General features: G+C 69.8%; 19 protein-coding genes. 3 read left to right on the forward strand and 16 right to left on the reverse strand.

All coding sequences use genetic code 11. The features are described from left to right. Positions 1-133: 133 nt before the first annotated feature. Positions 134-1,165, reverse strand: a complete 1,032-nt coding sequence (locus tag O2L52_RS09940) for a GNAT family N-acetyltransferase (RefSeq protein WP_270115226.1) — start codon at positions 1,163-1,165, stop codon at positions 134-136. Between the two features lie 383 nt (positions 1,166-1,548). Between O2L52_RS09940 and ahcY the strand changes: the two genes are divergently transcribed. Further along, complete coding sequence (gene ahcY, locus O2L52_RS09945; RefSeq protein ID WP_270115227.1) at positions 1,549-2,997, forward strand: adenosylhomocysteinase; 1,449 nt, start codon at positions 1,549-1,551, stop codon at positions 2,995-2,997. Between the two features lie 76 nt (positions 2,998-3,073). Here the strand turns inward: ahcY and O2L52_RS09950 are convergent, their stop codons facing one another. From O2L52_RS09950 to O2L52_RS09975, 6 genes are all read right to left on the reverse strand, one after another. Further along, on the reverse strand, positions 3,074-3,946 hold the full coding sequence (locus O2L52_RS09950; protein ID WP_270115228.1) for a hypothetical protein: 873 nt from the start codon (positions 3,944-3,946) through the stop codon (positions 3,074-3,076). Positions 3,947-4,234: 288 nt separating this feature from the next. Then, a complete protein-coding gene (locus tag O2L52_RS09955; RefSeq protein WP_270115229.1) occupies positions 4,235-5,131 on the reverse strand; it encodes a serine hydrolase in 897 nt (298 codons plus the stop codon). A gap of 182 nt (positions 5,132-5,313) precedes the next feature. Next, positions 5,314-6,492, reverse strand: coding sequence for an adenylyltransferase/sulfurtransferase MoeZ (moeZ, locus tag O2L52_RS09960; protein WP_270115230.1), 1,179 nt, complete (start codon positions 6,490-6,492; stop codon positions 5,314-5,316). 123 nt (positions 6,493-6,615) lie between these two features. Next, a complete protein-coding gene (locus O2L52_RS09965) occupies positions 6,616-7,476 on the reverse strand; it encodes a DUF3152 domain-containing protein (RefSeq protein ID WP_270115231.1) in 861 nt (286 codons plus the stop codon). Between the two features lie 68 nt (positions 7,477-7,544). Beyond that, a complete protein-coding gene (locus O2L52_RS09970; protein ID WP_270115232.1) occupies positions 7,545-8,531 on the reverse strand; it encodes an alpha/beta fold hydrolase in 987 nt (328 codons plus the stop codon). A 5-nt stretch (positions 8,532-8,536) separates the two neighbouring features. Further along, complete coding sequence (locus tag O2L52_RS09975; protein WP_270115233.1) at positions 8,537-10,615, reverse strand: hypothetical protein; 2,079 nt, start codon at positions 10,613-10,615, stop codon at positions 8,537-8,539. A gap of 176 nt (positions 10,616-10,791) precedes the next feature. Between O2L52_RS09975 and O2L52_RS09980 the strand changes: the two genes are divergently transcribed. Both O2L52_RS09980 and O2L52_RS09985 read left to right on the forward strand, forming a co-directional pair. Then, positions 10,792-11,418 (forward strand): TetR/AcrR family transcriptional regulator, encoded by a 627-nt coding sequence (locus O2L52_RS09980; protein ID WP_270115234.1) that lies wholly within the window; start codon positions 10,792-10,794, stop codon positions 11,416-11,418. Between the two features lie 295 nt (positions 11,419-11,713). Then, positions 11,714-11,941 (forward strand): DUF3107 domain-containing protein, encoded by a 228-nt coding sequence (locus tag O2L52_RS09985; RefSeq protein WP_270115235.1) that lies wholly within the window; start codon positions 11,714-11,716, stop codon positions 11,939-11,941. A 162-nt stretch (positions 11,942-12,103) separates the two neighbouring features. On the opposite strand, the gene O2L52_RS09990 is transcribed toward O2L52_RS09985, so the two are convergent. The 9 genes from O2L52_RS09990 to O2L52_RS10030 all read right to left on the reverse strand — a co-directional run bounded on the left by O2L52_RS09990 (position 12,104) and on the right by O2L52_RS10030 (position 21,931). After that, positions 12,104-13,831: an LpqB family beta-propeller domain-containing protein gene (locus O2L52_RS09990; protein WP_270115236.1), complete on the reverse strand. Its 1,728-nt coding sequence runs from the start codon at positions 13,829-13,831 to the stop codon at positions 12,104-12,106. Beyond that, complete coding sequence (gene mtrB, locus O2L52_RS09995) at positions 13,815-15,443, reverse strand: MtrAB system histidine kinase MtrB (protein ID WP_270115237.1); 1,629 nt, start codon at positions 15,441-15,443, stop codon at positions 13,815-13,817. The genes O2L52_RS09990 and mtrB overlap by 17 nt, the downstream gene beginning before the upstream one ends. Continuing rightward, positions 15,443-16,132 carry an MtrAB system response regulator MtrA gene (gene mtrA, locus O2L52_RS10000; RefSeq protein ID WP_030155693.1) on the reverse strand — a complete coding sequence of 230 codons (690 nt, stop codon included), beginning with the start codon at positions 16,130-16,132 and terminating at the stop codon, positions 15,443-15,445. The genes mtrB and mtrA overlap by 1 nt, the downstream gene beginning before the upstream one ends. Before the next feature lie 75 nt (positions 16,133-16,207). Further along, complete coding sequence (locus O2L52_RS10005; protein WP_270115238.1) at positions 16,208-17,584, reverse strand: NAD(P)/FAD-dependent oxidoreductase; 1,377 nt, start codon at positions 17,582-17,584, stop codon at positions 16,208-16,210. Between the two features lie 20 nt (positions 17,585-17,604). Continuing rightward, the gene (locus tag O2L52_RS10010) at positions 17,605-18,219 is read right to left on the reverse strand and encodes a hypothetical protein (RefSeq protein ID WP_270115239.1); all 615 of its coding nucleotides are present in this window, start codon (positions 18,217-18,219) and stop codon (positions 17,605-17,607) included. Positions 18,220-18,346: 127 nt separating this feature from the next. Further along, a complete protein-coding gene (locus tag O2L52_RS10015; protein WP_270115240.1) occupies positions 18,347-19,708 on the reverse strand; it encodes a DUF58 domain-containing protein in 1,362 nt (453 codons plus the stop codon). Beyond that, positions 19,705-20,700: an AAA family ATPase gene (locus O2L52_RS10020; protein ID WP_270115241.1), complete on the reverse strand. Its 996-nt coding sequence runs from the start codon at positions 20,698-20,700 to the stop codon at positions 19,705-19,707. The genes O2L52_RS10015 and O2L52_RS10020 overlap by 4 nt, the downstream gene beginning before the upstream one ends. Continuing rightward, positions 20,697-21,209 carry a hypothetical protein gene (locus tag O2L52_RS10025; RefSeq protein WP_270115242.1) on the reverse strand — a complete coding sequence of 171 codons (513 nt, stop codon included), beginning with the start codon at positions 21,207-21,209 and terminating at the stop codon, positions 20,697-20,699. Before O2L52_RS10025 ends, O2L52_RS10020 begins: the two co-directional genes overlap by 4 nt. Beyond that, positions 21,206-21,931 carry a DUF4129 domain-containing protein gene (locus O2L52_RS10030; protein ID WP_270115243.1) on the reverse strand — a complete coding sequence of 242 codons (726 nt, stop codon included), beginning with the start codon at positions 21,929-21,931 and terminating at the stop codon, positions 21,206-21,208. The genes O2L52_RS10025 and O2L52_RS10030 overlap by 4 nt, the downstream gene beginning before the upstream one ends. Positions 21,932-21,966: the final 35 nt, after the last annotated feature.

The raw sequence follows: 21,966 nt of genomic DNA on the forward strand, positions 1-21,966 counted from the left end.
TTGCGAGCCATAAATGAGCACTCTTGGCGAAGCTTGCGAGCCATAAATGAGCACTCTTGGCGAAGCTTGCGAGCCATGAATGAGCAGAGAGTGCCGGGGCCGTTTCCCTTGTGCAACGCGGGAATCTCGCGTACTAGAGCTTCTTCTGGACGTCCAGGTCGCGGCACAGGGCCCGGTAGCCCATGGCCTCGTTGATCGCGATCATGTGGTCGTTGACCTCGGCGTTCCACGTGTGGATGTAGCGGATCTGCGGGCGGTACCTGCGCAGCAGGCGCTGGTTGGCGATCTTGAGGATCACGCCGAGGCGGTGGCCGCGGTGCTTCTCCTCGACGATCGTGTCCTCCTGCCAGGCGTGCAGCTCCTCGCCGGGGACGGTGCCGAGGCCTGACATGCCGGCGACCTCGCCGGACTCGACGTGGACCACCGCGGTGATGAACCGGGCCTGGCCGCGCTCGGCGGTCGTCCACTCGAGGTTGCGGATGCGCGCGGCGTCGTACACCGCGGGCCGGATGTCGAGCTCTTCGCCCATGGGCGGGTCGGTGTACATGCGCTCATTGAGCGCGGCGTAGCCGTCGATGACCTCGTCGGGGCAGCGGTCGGTCCACTGCACCAGCTCGTATCCGGCGGCCTTCCGCCACGCGTCGGCGTAGAGCTTCCCGAGTTCGTCGTCGCCGACGACGGTGAGGTCGTTGCGGCGGTGGATCTCCTGGTCGACGGTCTTGTAGCCGCGGGCCTTCGCGAAATGCTGGCCGGCATGGTCGAACTGCGGCCCGCCGTCGAGGGAGTCGACGGCGAAGGCGAGGATCGTGTCACGGCCGAGTTCGGCGGCCCGCTGCTCGGTGAACTCGATGAGGGCGGTGCCGATGCCCTCGCGGCGGCGGTCAGGCCGGACGTCGAGCTCCAGCTCCAGGAGGTGCTGGTTGTCCTGGTTCGGCATCGAGTACTGGATCGAGCCGAGGACTTCGCCGTCCTGGACGGCTACATAGCGCTCGACGTCGAGCGAGTCGGGCCACAGCAGGAGCCGCAGGCGCTGGAAGGCGGGGCTCGGCAGGGGCTCGCCGGGCTGGTCGTGCTCGACGGCGGCGCGCTGGGCGCGGATCCAGCCGTTGACCAGGTCGCGGTTCAACGGGTCGATCGGGACGATGCGAAGGTCAGGGTTGCTCACGCACTGACTTTCCCGCAGATCGGGAAGGCTCGCAATCGAATTTCATGACACCGCTTGCCATTCGAGACAAAAATGTGCCGGGCGGCCACCCCAGACCGCCCGGCACTCCCCCCGGTTTGGTATTCCCCGGCGCCTCGGTGAAGGTTCTGGACCCTGTGGGCCCTCCCGCATCTCCGTGACGCTGTGTATCTGCAATATTACCCACAGCCTCGGCAGTGTCAAGCAGAAACACGCGTTGCTGGAAAATTTTTTTCCGCGGCGCCTGACGCAGTGCTCCAGACGACAGCTCCTTCGGCCGGTGAGCCCGCGAACTGCAGTGCTCCACGCAGCCCCTGCAGTGGCGTTCTTCAGGTCTTCCGGGCGCGGCGCGTAGCATTTCTGCCATGACGAACACGCTGCGTGCCGACGACTACAAGGTTGCCGACCTCAAGCTGGCCGACTTCGGCCGGCACGAGATCCGCCTGGCCGAACACGAGATGCCCGGCCTGATGGCCCTGCGCGAGCGTTACGGCGCGTCCCGCCCGCTGGAGGGTGCCCGCATCACCGGGTCCCTACACATGACGATCCAGACCGCCGTGCTCATCGAGACGCTCACGGCGCTCGGCGCCGAGGTCCGCTGGGCCTCGTGCAACATCTTCTCCACTCAGGACCACGCCGCCGCCGCGATCGCGGTCGGCCCGGAGGGCACCGTCGAAGCGCCGCAGGGCGTTCCGGTGTTCGCGTGGAAGGGCGAGACGCTCGAGGAGTACTGGTGGTGCACCGAGCGCGCCCTCGACTGGGGCACTGAGGAGCCGAACCTGATCCTCGACGACGGCGGCGACGCCACGATGCTCGTGGTCAACGGCGCCCGGTACGAGACCGACGGGGTCGTGCCCGACCTGTCGACCGCCGAGAGCGAAGAGGAGGGCGTCGTGCTGGCGCTGCTCGCCCGCTCCATCAAGGAGGACCCGCAGCGCTACTCGCGGAAGTCCGCCGCGGTCAAGGGCGTCACCGAGGAGACCACGACCGGCGTGCACCGCCTCTACGAGCTGGAGCGAGACGGCCGCCTCCCGTTCCCAGCGATCAACGTGAACGACTCGGTGACCAAGTCGAAGTTCGACAACAAGTACGGCGTGCGCCACTCGCTGATCGACGGCATCAACCGCGCGACCGACGTGCTCATCGGCGGCAAGGTCGCCCTGGTCTGCGGCTACGGCGACGTGGGCAAGGGCTCGGCGGAGTCGCTGCGCGGGCAGGGCGCGCGCGTCCTCGTCACCGAGGTCGACCCGATCTGCGCGCTGCAGGCGGCGATGGACGGGTACGAGGTGCTGACCATCGAGGACGCGGTCGAGTACGCCGACCTCTTCATCACCACCACCGGCAACCGCGACATCATCACGATCGACCACATGCGCCGCATGAAGCACCAGGCGATCGTCGGCAACATCGGCCACTTCGACAACGAGATCGACATGGCCGGCCTCGCCGCCGAACCGGGCGTGAAGAAGCTCGAGGTCAAGCCGCAGGTCCACGAGTGGCAGTTCGCGGACGGGCACTCGATCATCGTGCTCAGCGAGGGCCGGCTCCTCAACCTGGGCAACGCGACCGGCCACCCCAGCTTCGTGATGAGCAACAGCTTCACGAACCAGGTGCTCGCCCAGATCGAGCTGCACACCCGCCTCGCCGAGTACCCGGTCGGCGTCTACACGCTGCCCAAGCACCTCGACGAGGAAGTGGCCCGCCTGCACCTCGACGCGCTCGGCGTCAAGCTCACGACCCTGTCGAAGAAGCAGGCCGACTACATCGGCGTGCCGGTCGAAGGGCCTTACAAGCCGGACCACTACCGCTACTAGCAAAACCCTATAGGATATATCCTATACGATTTTAGGTGAGCGGCCCGGGCTGAGTGCGCGGGCCGCTTCGCTCTGCCTAGAGCACGGCCTTGTTGATGACCGTGCGGGTGATCTTGGCGATCTCCTTGACGATGGCGACGCCCTTGGTGTGGTCGGGGGCCTTGCTGGTCAGGATCGCCATGCGAATCGCGGTCTGGTTCGGCACGTTGATGACCCCGCAGGAGTTCACGACCCACAGGCCGCCCAGCGAGGAGCGCGAGTCCCAGCCGTTCTTGATCCAGACCTTCTCACCCGTCTTCGCCGCGGCGCTGATGCCCCACGCCTGCGAGGAGGCGACGCCGCCCATGAGCCAGCGCGCGTGGTCGACCTCGGCCTGCGTCAACCGTCCCTTGTAGAGCAGGTGGTTGATGATCTTCAGCTGGTCGGTGGCGTTGGTCGTGGTCAGTCCCCAGCGGCAGTCCGAGGCGGACTTCGTGTACTGCAGGCCGTAGCGGGTGTGGGCCGCGGAGAGGGCGCTGCAGCCGCCGAGGTGGTTGTACACCTTGGTGGTCGAGTCGTTGTTGGACCAGATGATCATCTGCCGCGCGTGCTCCTTGATGGAGGTGGGGATCGCGGCGATGCCGTTGTACTTCTCCAAGAGCATCAGGAGGATCTCCATCTTCACGATGGAGGCGGTGTCGTGGATCTTGGCCTTGTTGGCGGTCACGAGCCGGGAGCCGCGCGAGACCGCCACGGAGGCTTCGGTTTTGGTGCCGGTGGTGGCCAGGTACGTCTTGATGCGGGTGGCGAGTTCGGCCGAGAGCTCGGTGTCGGTGGGTCCGGCGGCGGAGGCGGTGGCCGCGCCGAAGAGGGCGGACCCGCCGGCGATGGCGACGGCGGCGGGGATGCCGGCGCGGAGGAACGTGCGCCGGGAGGGGATGAAGGGGTGTCGTTCGGGGGCTCGCGTCATTGCGCAAGATTACGAAACGGTCTCGCGACCAGTGTCGGCCGGTGCCACTTTTTCGTGTCTGGGGCGGGGAGCCGGCCGGAATCGGCCGGTTCTTTTCGTGTCCGGCGCGAGGAGCCGGCCGGTGTCGGCCGGTGCCGCCTTTCCGAACGTACGGTGGCGAGCCGACCGGAGTCAGTCGGCCACCGCCCTCTGCTGCTTCTGGGGAATCAGGAACGCACCACGGGCGCCCGGCCTCGGCCGGGCGCCCGTTGGTTCCGCTTGGGCGGCAGTGCTTCCGATGGTGCCGGGTCAGACGCTCTCAATGACGTCGCGGGCGATCTTGGCGATCTCCTCGACGACCGGGATGCCTTCGACGTCGTCGACGGCGCCACTGGTGAGGACTGCGATCTTCACTGGTTCGTCGCCGTCGCCACCGAGGACGCCGATGGAGTTGACGACCCAGAGGCCGTCGAGCTGCGATTCGACGTCCCAGCCGTTCTTGAGCCAGACGGTCTCGCCTTCCTTGGCGGCGGCCGAGATCCCCCAGGCCTGCTCCTCGATCACGGCGCCCATGAGTTCGCGGCCGAGGTCGACCTGCTCCTCGTTGAGGACGCCGGAGTCGGCGAAGAGGTTGAGGTCGGTGATCCTGAGCTGGTCGGGGGCGCTGGACCAGCCGACGCCCCAGCGGCCCTGAGAGTCCACAGTGGTGTCCTGGAGGCCGTAGCGCTCGTGCGCGGCCTCGAGGGCCGCGGCGCCGCCGAGGTAGTTGTAGAGGGTGGTCGCCGAGTCGTTGTCGGACTCGGTGATCATGAGCTGCAGCGCTTCGCGCTGGTCGGCGGGGATGGCGTCGACCGAGCCCCAGTACTGCTGGACCATCGCGAGGATCTCGACCTTGACGATGGAGGCGGTGATGTGGGTCTGCTCGGCGTTGTAGTCGAGGCGCAGCTCGCCGCGTTCGACGGCGACGGAGGCCTCGACGGCGGTGCCGGTGCCCGCCAGGTATTCGTCGATCCGGGTCGTGAGGTCGGCTTCGAGGTCCTCGCGGGACGGGCCGAAGATGCCGGTCCCGTCCTCCGTTGCGTTCGCGGCGGCCGTGGCGACGGCGCCGCCGCCCACCAGGACGGCCGCGGCGGGCACCCCGATCCGCAGCAGGTTGCGGCGGGTGGGGGTGAGGCGACGGGAGAATGGTTCGCTTTGGCGGATCATCCTTGCGAGGGTACGGAACCGGTCAAGCGAGAGTCAATGCCCTACATCGGAATTCGCTGAGCGGCAGGGGTTCGATATCTCATACCAGGCCGAGGCAACCAAACGGCGCGGTGGCGGGCACGGGAAAGGGCGTGCGGCCAGTGGCCGCACGCCCTTCGATCCTGTCGCTTCGCCTGCGTCCCTTAGTAGGTGGGCAGGCTCGGGTCGACCTGGTTGATCCAGCTGAGCACGCCGCCCTGGACGTGGACGGCGTTCTTCAGGCCGGCGGCCTTGGCCGCGGCCAGCGCCTCAGCGGAGCGGACGCCCGCCTTGCAGTAGAACACCGCCTGGCGCTCGGTCGGCAGATCGGCGAGCGCGGCACCGGAGATGATGTCGCCCTTGGGGATCAGCCGGGAGCCGGGGATGCGCACGATCTCGTACTCGGCGGGCTCGCGGACGTCGATGAGGTCGATGTCGCGGCCTTCCTTGATCCAGGTCTCGAGCTCGCGCGCGGTGATGGTGGAACCGATGACTGCCTCCGCTGCTTCGTCGGTCACGGAACCGCAGAAGTCTTCGTAGTCGATGAGCTCGGTGACCGTGGCGTTCGGGCCGCAGACCGCGCAGTTCGGGTCCTTGCGGACCTTGATCTTGCGGTAGGTCATCTCGAGCGCGTCGTAGACCATGAGCGAGCCGACGAGCGGGTCGCCGATGCCGGTGAGGAGCTTGATGGCCTCGGTGACCTGGATCGAGCCGATCGAGGCGCAGAGGACGCCGAGCACGCCGCCCTCGGCGCAGCTCGGGACCATGCCGGGCGGCGGGGGCTCGGGGTAGAGGCAGCGGTAGCACGGGCCCTGGTCGGCCCAGAAGACCGACGCCTGGCCGTCGAAGCGGTAGATCGAGCCCCACACGTAGGGCTTGCCGAGCAGCACGGCCGCGTCGTTCACCATGTAGCGGGTGGCGAAGTTGTCCGTGCCGTCGATGATGAGGTCGTACTGCCCGAAGATCTCGAACACGTTGTCGTTGTCGAGCACCGTGTTGTGGATGACGACGTTGACGTACGGGTTGATCTCGCGGATCGAGGCGGCGGCCGACTCGGACTTGGGGCGGCCGATGTCGGACTGGCCGTGGATGATCTGGCGCTGCAGGTTCGACTCGTCGACGGTGTCGAACTCGGCGATGCCGATCGTGCCGACTCCGGCCGCGGCCAGGTACATCAGGGCGGGGGACCCGAGGCCGCCCGCGCCCACACAGAGCACCTTGGCGTTCTTGAGTCGTTTCTGACCGTCCATGGCGACGTCGGGGATGATGAGGTGGCGCGAATAGCGGCGCACCTCGTCGACCGACAGCTCTGAGGCTGGTTCGACCAGCGGCGGCAAACTCATATGGTCAATAATGCATGTCCACGGGCTGGATATTCCACTGGGAAGCCCGGTGTGCGGTTCTTCACGCGCGTGGGACGCATGGTCCCGCATGTTGGAACGCGATCGCGCCAGGGGTCGACGGTCCTACTGGTCGACGAAGTCGTCCGGCGGGAGGTCGGGGCCGTTGTAGTCGCCCACGGGCCCGGAGACGTAGGTCGTGCCGTCGGGGAAGGGCCAGGCGTTGCCGACGCAGCCCGCGAGCTGGTAGGTCTGCTGGGCCATCACCGGTGAGGTCTCGCCGTCGGCGGGGCAGACCTCGTGGCCGTGGCCGAGCCGGTGTCCCACTTCGTGGTTCACGGCGTACTGGCGGTAGGTGTCGAGGGTGCCGTCCCAGTGGTCGACGCCGGTGATCCAGCGGGCCGAGTTGATGACGACGTTGTCGCCGTTGCGGCAGGAGACCGTCGTGTTCTGGGAGCCGCACAGGTACGCGCGCTGCTCGGGGCTGGCGAGGTAGACCGTGAAGTCGGCGCCCGCGCCCTCGGCGACCTGCTGGAAGCGCCAGGCGCCGCCGGCGGTCCAGGAGCGGTCGTCGGCGAGGGTCGCGTTGACGAACGCGCCGAACTCGGCCGCGTCGAGCTCCAGGCCGTTCTCGACGGCCACGTCGTACTGAAGGAGGGTCCCGGCGTCGCCGACCACCGCGTCGTTCACGGGCTCGGCGTAGCTCCAGGTGCCGGTGCCGGAGAAGTACAGCGGCGGCGTGACCGCGACTTCCGTTTCAGGCGAAGGCGAAGCGGCTCCGGGCGAGGGCGAGGCGGGGTCGGCGACCGTGGTCGGCGCGATCCGCTCCTCCTCGTCGAGGGCCTGCGGCTTCTCGGAGTCGGTGGCGCCGAGGGCGAAGTACAGCCCCGCGCCCGCCGTGAGGACGAGGATGGCGAGGAAGACGAAACGTCGCCGCCTGCGGAGCCTGCGGATGCGTTTGAGCCGTGCCAGCCGTCCCTCAGTCACCCGCCGAGTCTAAGGCAGACGGAGCCGCGCGGGGCCGACACCTGAGGTTCCTGTGGCCCGGTTCCTGTTCACAATACGGACAAAGCATTATCGTTCGGGTCCAATGCCTGTCGGGCCTCGTCGAACATCGCGGCCATCGCGCGGGCCACCGCCTGCGGGCGCTCCATCATCGCGACGTGCCCCGTCCGGTCGAGGATGAGCAGCCGCGAGTCCGGGATCGCCAGCGCGGCGGGCGGCGCCTGGCGCACGTCGATCACCCGGTCCTGCTTGCCCCAGACGACCAGGGTCGGGCACTCGATCGTGCGGGCGAGCCGCCACAGCGAGTGCGTTCCTGGCACGAAGGCCTGGAAGAACGAGGCCATGAGGCCCCGGTACGTCTGGATGTACGCGCGCGAGTTCCACGGCGTGGCGAGGCGGCGGCGGGCCTCGGCGAGGGCCTCGCGGCGGCGCTGCGGGTGGACCGTGGACGGGTCGGCCCAGGTGCCGAGGAATATGTCGTCCACGACCTGCTCGGGCGTGCGCGCCTTCATGGCGCGGTCGGCGAACCAGGCCATGCGCGGAAGGACGAGCATCGGCACGAACCGCGACTGGTGCGAGCGGCGCGGGTTCGCGAACGGCATCGCGGGCGAGATCAGCGTCAGCGTGCGCACGAGGTTCGGGCGGGTCGCGGCCAGGTAGACCGAGACGGCCCCGCCGAGCGAATGGCCCGCGAGGTGCACCGGGGCGCGGCCGGACTCGACGATCCACGCCGCCACGTCCTGCGCCAGGAGCGGCACCGTGACCCGCGGGGCCGGGGCCGAGTGCCCGAAACCGGGCAGGTCGATCGCGTCGACCGCCAGGTGGTCCGAGAGCGCGTCCGCGAGGTCCGTCCAGTTCTGGGCGGACCCGCCGAGGCCGTGCACGAACACGGCCGGCTCGGCGTTCGGACCGGTCGGCGGCGTGTGTCTGATGAACAGGCGACGGCGGCTGAGCTGGTGTTCCACCCCAGGGAACGGCGGGTGGGGGCGGGTCGGATTGCGAACCCCGCCCGCCTCGGCCAGCCGTGCCCGTTTCATGGGACCTAGTGTGTCACTTCACCGGCCAGCGCGCCCAAGGTAGCCGAAACCACCGCGCGGGAGCGTTCGGCGGTGACCACCGAGGCGCCCGAGAGGCGGCGGACGGAGCGGCCGTCCAACCAGAGGATGACCACGACGGCGGTCTTCACCGGTCCAGTGGGGACGATCGAGGCGTGCTCGACCTCGACGCGCACGTCGTTCGCGCCCAGGCGCGGACGCAGGGCCTCGACCGTGGCCGCCGCGGCCGCGTGCTGGATGTGCCAGTCGATCGGCGGCACCGCGACCTTCCCGGTCGACTCGGCGTCGCCCAGCGCGAGCGTCACGCTGACCTCGGCTTCGAGACCGGCGGACTCGATCTCGACGCGGCGCAGCTCGACCGGGCCGACCTTCGCGATCTCGACCTCGGCGGACGGGGACTCGACCTGGTCGTGGACCTCGGGCTCGTCGGCCGTCTGCGGGCCGGGCTCGACGGCGCGCTGCTCGGCGACCACGGCCGAGACGACCGCGTGGACCTCGTCGGGGTCGACGCCGTCCTCGAGCTCGAGGCGGAGACTGGAGTTGCCGTCGGGGGCCGTCACATGGAAGGCGTCGCGGACGCCGGGGACCTGGCGCACGGCGTCGACGAGGCGCGCGGATTCGGGGTCGTTCACGTCTTTCTCTACTGTCGCGGGGGGTGTGGGCTCGGCGAACGGCGGGCGGTTCGCCGGCAGCGAGCGCAGCGGGGCCTGCTCGGTGACGGGCGGGCTCGGGACCGCCGCGGGCGAGACCTCGGTGACCGGCGGCTGGGGCTGCACGATCGGGAACTGCTCGGTCTGCTGCTCCGCGTTGGAGATCGGACGCGGGATCGGGCCCGGCGCGCTCGGCGTCTGCGGCACGGCCTGGTGCGGGACCTCGATCGGGCCGGTGTGCTGCTGCGGCCCGGGCGGCTGGAGCGGCGGGGGCGCGGTCTGGTCCTGCGGCGTTTCGTGCGCCTCGGGGCGCTGCGGGGTGGCCGGCTGCGGGCTGTACTCCTGGGCCGGGGCCGAACCGTTCGCGCTCGGCGTCGCGCCGTACTCGCGGTTCGCGCCCGGCACGTACTCCTGGTTCATGCCCGGAGGGGCCGCGAACTCCTGGTTCTGCCGCTGCGGGCCGCTGTACTCCTGCTGGTGCTGGTGCTGCGCGTTGAAGTCCTGGTTCGCGGGCGGGCCGAACTGGGGGTTCGCGGGCGGCGCGCTCGGCATGGCCTGGCGCGGGGCGCTGTAGAACTGCTGCGCCTGGGCGTTCTGGTCCTGCACGGCGCCGTACTCCTGCTGGTTGGCGGGGGCGGAGCCGTTCGCGCTGGGCGGCGGGAACTCCTGGTTCGCGCCGTACTCCTGGTTCGCACCGGGCGGGGCGAACTCCTGGTTCGGCTGCGGCGGGCCCTGGTTCGGGTGCTGCTGCTGGGCCGCGTAGTCGCCGGACATCGGCGGGGCGCTGTAGCCGGGGTGCTGCTGCGGAGCGCCGTGGTCCTGACCGGGCGGGCTGTACTCCTGGTTCTGGCCCGGCGCACTGTATTCCTGGGCGCCACCGGACTGCGGGCCGTACTCCTGGTTCACGCCGGGAGGTGCACCGTATTCCTGGTTCGCACCGGGCGGCGGCGCGCTGTACTCCTGGTTCATTCCTGGCGGCGCATTGAGCTCATGGTTCGCGCCTGGTGGCGCACTGTGCTCATGGTTCGCGCCTGGCGGCGCGAACGGCGACTGCTGCTGCTCGCCTTGGAAGTTCTGGGGAGGTTGGGAATGCTGCGGGGCCGGCGGGATCGGCTCGAACTGCTCGCCGGGCGAGGGGCGGCGGGTGGCCGGGACCATCGGGCCGGTCTCGGCGATCTCGACCGGCACGTTCGGCACCTGACCGGTGGGGTCCTCGCTGTAGCGGTGGCGGCGCCCGCGGTCCGGATCGAACCGGTACTGCTCAGGCGACTGGCCCAACCCCTGCCGCGCCTCCTCGGCGGGCTCGGGAGCCTCCTCGGCGGGCGGTCCCCAAGACCTGCCGATGCGCCTGCGGGCGGGTCGTTCCTCCCCGCTCGGACGCTGCGGCTCATCCGGTCGGTTCTGGTCATACACCACTAGACAACTCCTTCATATTCCCGCCCTCAAGGTACCGTGGCGTGCCCAGTGACTCGAACCCGCGTTTGTCGCCCCCGTACGCTGGGAGACTGTATTCAGGTTTCCGTAAACTTCATTCAGGTCGCAAGAGCGGGCCACTGACGGATGACCGACATGTGCCGAGGAGAGGTGCCCTGGTGAACAGCGCAGGTGAGGGCCGGGTCCGACTGCCCAGAAGCGAACGCCGGGCGCAGCTGCTGCGAGCCGCCCAGGACGTCTTCGTGTCCAAGGGGTACCACAGCACCTCCATGGACGACATCGCCGAGAACGCCGGCGTTTCCAAACCCGTGCTGTACCAGCACTTCACCTCGAAGCTGGAGCTGTACCTGGCGCTGCTCGACGGGCGCGCGGCCGAGCTCGTCGGCCAGGTCCGCCATGCCCTCGATTCCACTGAGGACAACAAGGAGCGGGTCAACCGCGCGATGCGGGCCTACTTCGAGTTCGTGGACGCGCAGGGCGAGGCGTTCCGGCTCGTCTTCGAGTCCGACCAGCGCAACGACCCCGAGGTCTCCGAGCGGGTGCTGAAGATGGAGGCCGACTGCGTCGCCGCCATGGCCGAGACCATCATGGGCGACACGCACGTCGACAAGGCCCGCGCCGAACTCCTCGCGACCGGCCTCCTCGGCATCGCCGAGATCTCGGCCCGCAAATGGATCGCCTCCGGCCGCGCCATCCCCAAGGACGAGGCCGTGCAGCTCATGAGCACCCTGGCCTGGCGGGGCATTTCACACTTCCCGCGCGAAGGCGAAGCCGAGCAAGGGTAGAAGGCAGCACAGCCCGCGCGAAGGCGAAGCCGAGCAAGGGTAGAAAGCGGCACAGCCCGCGCGAAGGCGAAGCCGAGCAAGGGTGGAAAGCGGCCCAGCCCGCGCGAGGGCAAGGCCGGGCGCAGGCAGCCGGAAGGATTTCGCAGAGTTTTCGGAGTGTTCTTCGTGAACCCGGCCACTTCCCCCGCGCGATTTCGTTCGCTCTCGGCGCACTGCGCCGCGGCCGTCACGGGCGGGGCCCGCTAGTAGTCTTGCAACCGTAGAGACGTCGCAGTATTTCGATTGAGGAGGGCCCGTGGAGGTCAAGATCGGTGTCCAATACGCCCCGCGCGAAGTGGTGTTGGAGAGCAAACTGTCGCCGAAGGACCTGTCCGAGACGATCGAGCAGGCCGTGACGAACGGCGGCGTCCTCCGTCTCGAAGACGAAAAGGGCCGGCAGGTGTACATCCCCGCAGAGAAGATCGCTTACGTCGAGGTCGCCGCGACCAACGTGCGGTCGGTCGGCTTCACGCACGACGCCTGAGCTCGCGAAGGCTCGGGCCGTGAACGAAAAGCACAGCACGCACGACGCCTGAGCCCAGCACGGTCGATGCCTGAGCAAGAAGCCCAGCGCGGTTGACGCGTAGTCGGACTGCAAAGGCCCGGAGCTTTCGCTCCGGGCCTTTCGCGTTGCTTCGGTACGCCGTTACAGGATCGACAGCACCGTGAACGGGGCCGTGCCGCCGACCGGCTGGTCGCCGTTCCTGATCTCGTCCGGGCCGCTCGTGTAGACGCGCCACAGGGTCGAGTTCGCCACGATGATCACCGGCTCGCCGCGGTCGGCGTTCTCCCGCGTCGGCTCGGCCGGGTTCGCCGCGATCTGCGTGATCGGCAGGAACGTGCCCGTCCCCTCCTGCGGCACGGTCCGCGAGTTGTCGATCGCGACCCGGAACAGCTGCTCGTCGGCGCGCTCGCCCGCCACCCACAGGTAGTTCTCGGAGCTCCAGGCCACGTCGGCCACGTTCTCGATGTCCGGGCCGATCCGGCGCGGCGTGCCCACGGTCAGGTTCTGGTCGGCGTCCAGGCCCAGCGGGGCCACCCAGGCGAAACCGCCCTCGACGTAGGCCAGGCGCCGCCCGTCGGCCGCGAGCGCCATCGCGGTCACGTCCTCCCCCATGCCCAGCGGCTGCGTGGCGCCGGAGGACGGGGTGACGAGGGTGGGCACGCCGTCGTCGATCACGAGCACGGTGCCCGCTTCGAGCCACTGCGGGTCGGCGAGGGTCCCGCCGAGCCCGGCGACCTCGCGCATGGTCGAGGTGTTCGCGCCGGTCAGCAGCGTGTCGCCGCCCGAGGCGGCCACAACGGCCGCGACGTTGCCCGTCCGGCCGACCGCGACCTGCCGGAGGCCGTCGACCTGGTAGCCCACCCATGGGTGCTCGTCGGAGTCCTGCGTGACCAGCTGGTCGGCCGAGTACTCCCATACCGTGTCCTCCGCGATGAAGTACGCGGTCTCGGGCAGGTCCTGCGGGATGGCGTTCCAGTTCCGCCAGTGGGCCGCGTCGCCCTCGACGCGCACGTCGCCGTCGGTCGTGAGCGTGAAGCGGCCGCTGATGCTGAGGGTCCACACGATCTGCGCCGCGATGGCCTGAGCGGTGTCGTCGTCGATGGACTCGCTCGGCGAGAGGTCGACCTCGAAGCCGTCGTCCTCGCTGATCCTGCCGACCGTGTCGGTCGGGATCGCGTTGCGCGCCGAGACGCTCGCGAAGTCGCCGGGGCGCTGGAAGAGCCACTCGAAGAGCAGCCGCTGGCGGGTCTCGGCGTCGAGCTCCTTGTAGATCCAGCGCAGGTCGGGGACGAGCAGCTCGGCCGGCCCGGCCTGGAAGTACATGGGGGCCTGCTCATAGGTGCCCGTGAAGTGGTCGTAGTCGAGGGCGACCTGCACCGGCAGCGTGTTCATCTTCCAGACCTCGGAGATGTCCTCGCGCTGGAGCGTGAAGGTCTCGTCGTACTCGCCCGGGGTCGAGTTCATGCGGACCGAGCCGTCCTCGAGGTAGTTGCCGACGACCGCGCCGGTCACCTGCACCATCACCGCGTGGATGTCGCTCGTGTCGCTCACCGTGACGTCGAGGGCGGCGACGAGCCGGATGCCCTCCGAGGGCTCGGAGAACCGCGAGTCGCCGCTCACCGTGAAGTTGTTGAGCCGGTCGTCGCGGCTGTCGGGGTCGCCCGAGGCGGCCATGAGGAAGTTCTCGACGGTCTCCTCGGCGACCGTGGTCGGCTTGTACTCCGTCGGGTTGGCCCCCGAGGACGAGTCGAAGTCCGTGGGGGCGTCGCTCACGACCTCCGGCGCGTTGTTCGTGGGGATGCCGCAGGCGGTCAGCGCCCAGGCGGTGCCCAGGGCGGCCGCGGCGGCGAGGCTAGTCCTGCGTCGCACGAGGGGCCTCCTTCCTCTGCTCGAGCCGCAGGGGGATCGGCGAGTTGATGACCCGGTTCCCCGACTGCAGCGGAAGGGTGAGCACGAACAGGGTGCCCTCCCCGGGAGCGCCGGCGGCCTGGAGCGTGCCGGAGTGCAGCTTCGCATCCTCCAGGCTGATGGCCAGGCCCAGACCGGTCCCGCCGGTCTTGCGGTTGCGCGAGGGGTCGGCCCGCCAGAACCGGTCGAAGACGCGGTCGGCGTGGCCGGGTTTGAGGCCCACGCCGTGGTCGCGCACGGCCACGGCCACGGCCGTCTCGCTCTCGGCGATCGTGATCTCCACGGGCCGGGCCTCGGCGTGCTCGATCGCGTTCGAGACGAGGTTGCGCAGGATGCGGTGCACGCGGCGCTGGTCCACCTCGGCGATGACGCGGCGGGAGGGCTTGTCGATCGTGATCGCGACGCCGCACTCGTCGGCGAGCCGGGACAGGCCCTCGACGACGTCCTCGGCGATGCGGCCGACGTCCACGGCCTCCACCTCGAGCGAGGCGAACCCGGAGTCGAAGCGGGAGATCTCCAGCAGCTCCTGGAGCAGGTCCTCGAAGCGGTCGATCTCGTGCTGGAGGAGTTCCGTGGAGCGCTTGGTGAGCGGGTCGAACTCGTCGCGGTTGTCGTACAGCAGGTCGGCGGCCATGCGGATGGTCGCGAGCGGGGTGCGCAGCTCGTGCGAGACGTCCGAAGTGAACCGCCGCTGCATCATCGACATCTCCTCGAGCCTGCGGATCTGGTTCTGCAGGTTCTCGGCCATGAGGTTGAAGGACCCGGCCAGGCGCGCCAGGTCGTCGGACCCGCGCACCTCCATGCGCTCGTGGAGGAGCCCGGCGGCAAGCCGCTGCGAGGTGCGGGCGGCCTCGCGCACCGGGGTGACGACGAGGCGGGTGACGAGCGCGGCGATGACGCCGAGGAGCAGCACCAGCGCGACCCCGGCGAGGGCCAGGTTGGTGCGCAGCAGGCCGATGGCGTCCTGCTGGGACTCGAGCGGGTAGAACGCGTAGATCTCGTACCCGATGGGCAGGTCGATGAAGGAGCCGACGACGAGGTAGGGCTGCGGCCCCTCCCCGTCGATGTCGAACTCCGCGTACTGGGTCGCGACCTTGCCGCCCGCCACGGTCTCCATGAGCTCGTCGCTCGGCTCGGCGCTGCCCGAGATCGGATGGGTCTTGGCGACCTCGCCGTCTGCGGTGCGCAGCATGATGTACGGCGCGTACACCGGGTCCTCGGCGAGCTCGTTCACGATCCGCTGCATGGTCGCGGGCAGCGCCGTGTCCGACGCGGTGGAGAAGGTGCCCAGCTGCTCGGCGGCGCGCTCGGCGGCGTTCTCGGTCTCCTCGACGGCCGTGTCCTGGCGTTCGTCGAGGAGCCCCGAGGTCACCGATCCGGCCACGACGAAGCTGAAGATGAGGACGAGGATCGTGGAGGCGATCAGGGTGGACGAGACCACGCGCAGCTGGAGCGAGGCGCGGAAGCGATCGACCAGCGGACGCGAGACGCGGCCCGCGTAGCGGGCGGCCCCCTGGGCGAGGCGCCGCAGCCATGCCGGCCTCTCGCGAGTCCGGCCCTGATCGCGCGTCATTAACCCAATCCGGCTTTGTACCCGACGCCGCGCACGGTCTGGATGAGCTGGGGGCGCTCGGGGTCGGGCTCGATCTTCGCGCGCAGCCGCTGCACGTGGACGTTCACCAGGCGGGTGTCGGCCGAGTGCCGGTAGCCCCACACCTGCTCCAGGAGGACCTGGCGGGTGAAGACCTGGCGGGGCTTGCGGGCGAGCGCCACGAGCAGGTCGAACTCGAGCGGCGTCAGCTTGACCTCGGCGCCGTTGAGGGTGACCTGGTGGGCGGGCACGTCGATCTGGACCTGGAGGCCGGGCTTGCCGATCTCGAGGCGCTCAGGGGTGACGTCGTCGCCGCGGCGCAGGCGGGCGCGGATGCGCGCGACCAGCTCCTTGGGCTTGAAGGGCTTCACTATGTAGTCGTCGGCGCCCGATTCGAGGCCCAGGACGATGTCCACGGTGTCCGACTTCGCGGTCAGCATCACGATCGGCACGCCGGACTCGCCGCGGATCGCCTTGGCGACGTCGATGCCGCTCATGCCCGGGAGCATGAGGTCGAGCAGGACGATGTCGGGGCGGTGCTCCTTGAACGCGGCGAGTGCCTTTTCGCCGTCGGTGACGAACGTGGGGGTGAAGCCTTCGGTCCGGAGGATGATGCCGAGCATCTCCGCCAGGGCCGGATCGTCGTCGACGACGAGTACACGTGCTCTCATGGACACCAGTTTTCCACCTCGCTAAAGGCTGAAGCACCACGGGTCTGTTTACCCGTGGTGCTCCAACTGTAACGACTAACCGACGGACTTGGCGGCCCGTGCGGGGTCAGTGCCTGCGGCGATGGCCTCGAACGGCTCGCGGCCGGCCTGGATTTCACCGAGTTGGACCATTTCGCGCTTCGTGAAGAAGCCGACGATCCAGTCCGCGAGGACGCGGCCCTTGCGGCCGGTCCCGGGCACGCGCGACAGGTGGTAGCCGCGGTGCATGAGCCAGGCGAGCAGGCCCTTGGCCTTGAAGCCGTAGGTGTTCGCGACGCCCTTGTACAGGCCGAGGCCGGCGACCGAGCCGATGTACTTGTGCTCGTACGGCTTGAGTTCGCGGCCGACGTGCTTGGCGTACACGTTGTCGGCGAGGATCGCGGCCTGGCGGACGGCGTGCTGCGCCGAAGGCGTGCACCAGTCCATCGGGAAGTCCGAGGTGTCCGGCACCTGCGTGGAGTCGCCGGCGCCCCAGGCGCCCTCGACGACCTCGCCGATGGTGTGCTGGCCGGCCTCGACGCCGGTGGCGACCTGGAGGCGCGTGTTGCACTCGAGGTGGCCGCGCGGGCCGATCGGCAGGTCCGACTTCTTCAGCATCGGGTGCGGCATGACGCCGGCGGTCCAGATGATGGTGTCGGTGTCGAACTCCTCGCCGTCGGTCAGGACGACGTGGCCGTCGATGCACGACTTGAGCGTCGTGCCGAGCCGGATGTCGACGCCGCGCTTGGTGAGCTCGCGGGCCGCGTAGGCGCCCATCTCGGGGCCGACCTCGGGGAGGATCTTGTTCGCGTACTCGACGAGGTACCACTTGATCTCGTCGGCGTCGAGCATCGGGTAGTTCTTCACGATGTTCGCCGTGAGGTCCTCGAGCTCGCCGAGGGTCTCCGCACCGGCGAAGCCGCCGCCGACGGTCACGAACGTGAGGGCCTTGCGGCGCACGTCCGGGTCCTCGGTGGTGGCGGCGATGTCGAAGCGCTGGAGCACGTGGTTGCGCAGCCAGATGGCCTCGCCCATCGACTTGATGCCGATGGCGACGTCCGCCAGGCCCGGGATGGGCAGCGGGCGGGTGACAGAGCCGGGGGCGACGATGACCTCGTCGTACTCGACCTCGCGGGTGGGGCCGACGAACGGCTGCACGACGAGCTTGCGCTCGGCGTGGTCGATCTCGGTGACCGCACCGGTGAGGATGGTGCAGAGCTTGAGGGCCTGTCGGAGCGGCACAACACCGTGACGCGGGGAGATGGAGCCAGCGGCCGCCTCGGGCAGGAACGGCTGGTAGGTCATGTGCTGGTTGGGGTCGATGACCATCAGTTCAACTTGACCGCGCTTGATGTCGCTCTTCAAGAGCTTGCTCAAGCGTTCGGCAACGTAGAAACCGACGTGACCGGCACCTATCACGACAATACGTTTCACGGGTTCAATTCTGTCCTTACTCAGGGGTTCTTGTGTAGGGAACGCGCGAGGACGTAGATCACTGTTACCGCTGCCCCGATCCCGGCCGCGATGACGAGACCGGCGGCGAGCCCGGTGAAATACGCGGTGAACAGGGCCAGGGTACCGGCCACGGCCACTGTCGACGCAATGACGAGCCCCAGGTGGCGGGCCCAGGTGAGGATGATCTCACCGTCCATTGCGGTAGTTGTTCGGAAGCGCTGGGTGACGGCCGCCGTGGCGTGGGCGGTGTACAGCAGGCAGGCGATGGCGGTGGCCGTCCACAATGACGGGTCGCCGTCGTTCAGGGCGCCGCTGACGAGCCACGAGGCGAGCACGAACAGGATCGCGAACGTGGTCGCGATCCCTCCCGGCAGCAGGGCCGCGACCAGGGCGAAGAGCGCGGCGGCGCCCACGTAGAAGCCGGCGGCGGCCCATTCGAACGGGACGGCGATCTCGGCGGCGATGAACAGCGGCAGCGCGATCGCGAGCCGCAGGAGGACCCCGGCGGGCGCGACCCGCCGGGCCCAGGAGACGCTGCCGGCCTTACCGGCTTTGAGGCGCTCGCGGGCGCCGTCGGCGAGGGCCTGGACGAGGCCGCGGCGGACATCGCTCATTTATGACTCGCAAGCTTCGTCAAGCGGCTCATCCATGCCTCGCAAGCTTCGTCGAGGAGGTTCGGCCATGCCCCGCAGGTATCGACATCGGGGCTCGTTCCTGACTCGCGCACCTCGTCAAGAGTGCTCATCGGTAGCGCCTCCGGTTCAGTTCGGCGAGCACGTTGTCGAGCGATGCCGAACCCTGCCAGGGCTCGACGGCGACGCCGAGGTCGCGCAGCTCCATCACGGTGTTGGCCCGCGAGAGCCGCCACAGCCGCTCCGCATACGGCGTCCAATATGTACGTTCCGGCGGCGAGACGTGCGGCGGGAGCGTGTCGACGCAGAGCACCGGCCGCCCGGCGCGGGCGATCGCGGCGATCAGGGCCAGCGAGCGGTCGGTGAGCAGCGGCGTGAACACCACGTTCAGGCTGCGCTGCCCGGCGAGCTGGCGGCGCAGCATCTCGGGCGAGGGCGGCAGCGGGTCTGCCGGCATGTCGACCGAGGCGAGCCAGCGGAGCGTCGCGGCCGCGTGGCGGCGACCGGCCCCGGCCCGCATCCGGCGCCCGCGGGCGCCGAACTCGATGCAGGCCACGCGGTCGCCTTGGAGCGCGTAGTGCGAGGCCACGGCCCCGGCGGCGCGCACGGTGAGGTCCGCGATCGAGGGCGCGCCGTCCAGGCCACCGGAGATACCGGCCTCGACCTGGAGGTCGAGGATCAGGGTCACGTCGGTGTCGCGTTCGGAGAGCGTGGCGTTGACGTACAGGTCCTGGGTGCGCATCGAGGTGCGCCAGTCGATGCGGCGGAGGCGGTCGCCCGGCTGGTAGAGCCGGACCTCGGCGAGCTCGCCGGAGTCGCCGCCGCGCCGGGAGCGGTGCACGCCCGTCACGCCGTCGGCGAACGGCAGGGACTCGGCCGAGTCGAACCAGTCGGGGACCGGCAGGACCCACACGGTCGCGCCGTGCAGGCGCTGCACCGTGGTCTCGAGCAGGCCGCCGCACGCGATCGAGCGGACGTGGATCGGGCCGAGGTGGTGGCCGCCCCAGCGGCGGGCCCGCCCGGCCACGACCATCTCGCGGCCTGAGGCGGGGCCGAGGCGCTCGGCGAAGTCGCCCTTGCCGGTGTGCAGGTCGATCCAGGAGTCGGCGGCCGCGGTGACCAGCGTGGTGACCGCGATCGGCTCGGGATTGACGACGGTCAGGGCCGCGGCGGCGGTCGCGCCCTCGGCCGTCGTGGCGTCGTCCAAGGGGACGAGCCGGGCCTCGGGCGGGCGCGTGGGCCGCTGCTGGAGCAGCATCGCGGTGCCGATCGCGAAGGGCGCAGCAATGAGCACCAGGTCGATCCGGCCGAACGCGACCGAGACGAGCAGGCACACCGCGACCAGCACAACGGCGCGCGTCAGGGCCGGCGTGCGGCGCCACGTCACCGGAGGCTCGGTATGCAGCGCCCGGCCGACGGGCTGCGCGCTGTCAGTGCGCAGGCTGAGCGCGGGATCGCCGATCGCTGTCATTGCTGAGCTGAGTACGTGGGGGCCTGGGCGGTCTGGGGCGCTTCGACGCCGAGGCAGATGTCGGCGACCACGGAGGCCGGGTCGATGCGGCGCATCCAGAGCTCGGGCTTGAGGGTGATGCGGTGGGCGAGGGCCGCGCCCGCGACGCCCTTGACGTCGTCAGGGGTCACGAAGTCGCGCCCAGCGAGGACCGCCAGCGCGCGGGAGGCCAGCAGCAGCGCGAGGGATCCGCGCGGCGAGGCGCCGACCTGGACCTGGGCGTGGCCGCGGGTCGCGGTGGTGATGGCGACCATGTAGCGGCCGACCGAGTCCTCGACGGTGACGTTCTCGAGGGCGCGCTGCATGCCGACGAGCGTCGGGGCGTCGATGACGGGCGCGAGGTCGACGGTCTCGGCGCGGCGGGAGAGGCGGCGCTGCAGGACCTCCCACTCCTCGTCGGGGGTGGGGTAGCCGAAGGAGACGCGCAGCAGGAAGCGGTCGAGCTGCGCTTCGGGGAGCTGGTAGGTGCCCTCGAACTCGACGGGGTTGGAGGTGGCGAGGACTGTGAAGGGCTCGGGCAGCAGGTGCGTGTCGCCCTCGACCGAGACCTGGCGCTCCTGCATGGCCTCGAGGAGCGCCGACTGGGTCTTCGGGGGCGTCCGGTTGATCTCGTCGGCGAGCAGGAGGTTGGTGTGGACGGGTCCCTTGCGGTAGACGAACTCACCGCTCTTCTGGTTGTAGAGGAGGGAGCCGGTGACGTCGGCGGGCAGCAGGTCGGGGGTGAACTGGAGGCGCCGGAAGTCGAGTCCGAGGCTCTGGGCGAAGCAGCGGGCGGTCAGCGTCTTGCCGAGGCCGGGGAGGTCTTCGAGGAGGATGTGGCCGCCGGCGAGGATCCCGGCGAGGACCAGCTTCAGCGGCTCCTCCTTGCCGACGATGACCGATTGGACGGACTTGAGGACCGCGCTCGCGTGGTCGGCGACCTGGTCGAGGCTGATGTTCGGGGTGTCTGTCATGAGATCTCCTCGATGGCTTGCAGGTGTTCGCCGAGCTGCCGAGGGGTCGGGCAGTCGGGCGCAGGTTGGGTCAGGAACAGGAACGTGCGCTCCCCGAGGAGTTCGCGGCACTGGTCGGGCTGGTCGGCGAGGGAGAGGCCGCGGCGGAGCCGGAGGCGTTCGGAGGCGACCTCGACGAGCTGCTGCTTCGCGTTCGTGCCTTCGAAGCGGCCGGGCTTGGCCTCGGCGAAGATGAGCCGGTCCTCCCAGCGGTTGACCTCGGTGAAGGGGCGCCAGCTGGGTTCGTTCACCGTGGTGGTGGCGAGCGGCGGGGCGGGCTGGTTGTCGGCGCGCATCCCGTTCACGACGGAGTTGGCGAGCAGTGCGGCGAGGGCGAGCAGGACGAGCTGCCAGATCGCGAAGTCGACGCCGCTGAGGCGGGCGGCGCCCCAGAAGACGACGGCCAGCGCGACGGCGCCGACGGCGGGCCACAGTTTGAGGCGCCCGAAGGGGGCGAGGAACTCCTTCATCGGCTCACCCTGAGTCCGAGCTGGGCCTGGAGTGCGATGAGCGCGTCGCGGGCCTGGTCGCGGTCGGCTTCGACGACTTGGTGCGGCGAGTAGCGGGCGCGGAGGTAGGCCTCGGAGAGGCGGCGGAGCGCGGCGCCGTCGAGTTCGTGGCGGACCAGGAGTTTGCGGACGAGGTCCGCGGGGGTGTCGGAGGATTCGCGTTCGATCCCGACGGCTTCGGAGGCCCGCTCGAAGTGCAGCCAGCAGGCCATGATGGCGGCGCGGGGGTCGTCGCCGAGGTCCATCTCGGCGAGCGCGGCGTTGACGGCCTCTTCGACGAGGTTGAAGTCCCGGTGCAGGTACTCGGGTTCGGGGTCCGCGATGCCGCTGCTGGGCGGCGCGTCGGTGAGCCAGTCGATGAGCTTGCGCGTCAGGAAAAGCAGTACGAAGAAGAGCGGGACGCCCACGAGGATGCCGAGGACCACCCAGGAGACCCAGGCGGGAAGCGAGACCGATTCGGGTGGCAGGGCCGCGTCCGTCGCGGTGGGCAGCTCTTGCGTCTCCAGCCGGTCCGGCGGGAGCGAGTCCTGCCCGCCGGTCGCCGACGGCACCTCGGCCTCGTTCCACTGCAGCCCGGCCCCTTGCGCGGCCAAGCCGACGACCAGCAGCGCGGCGACCACCACGAGCACGGGCGTCCAGCGCCTGAGCGCGGTTCGCCACCGCTGCGTTTCGGGGTGCGCCATACGGGACCTCAAGGGGTGCTCGTCTTCCGGGGTTT

This window comes from Glycomyces algeriensis, assembly GCF_027622855.1.
GTDB lineage: Bacteria > Actinomycetota > Actinomycetes > Mycobacteriales > Micromonosporaceae > Glycomyces > Glycomyces algeriensis.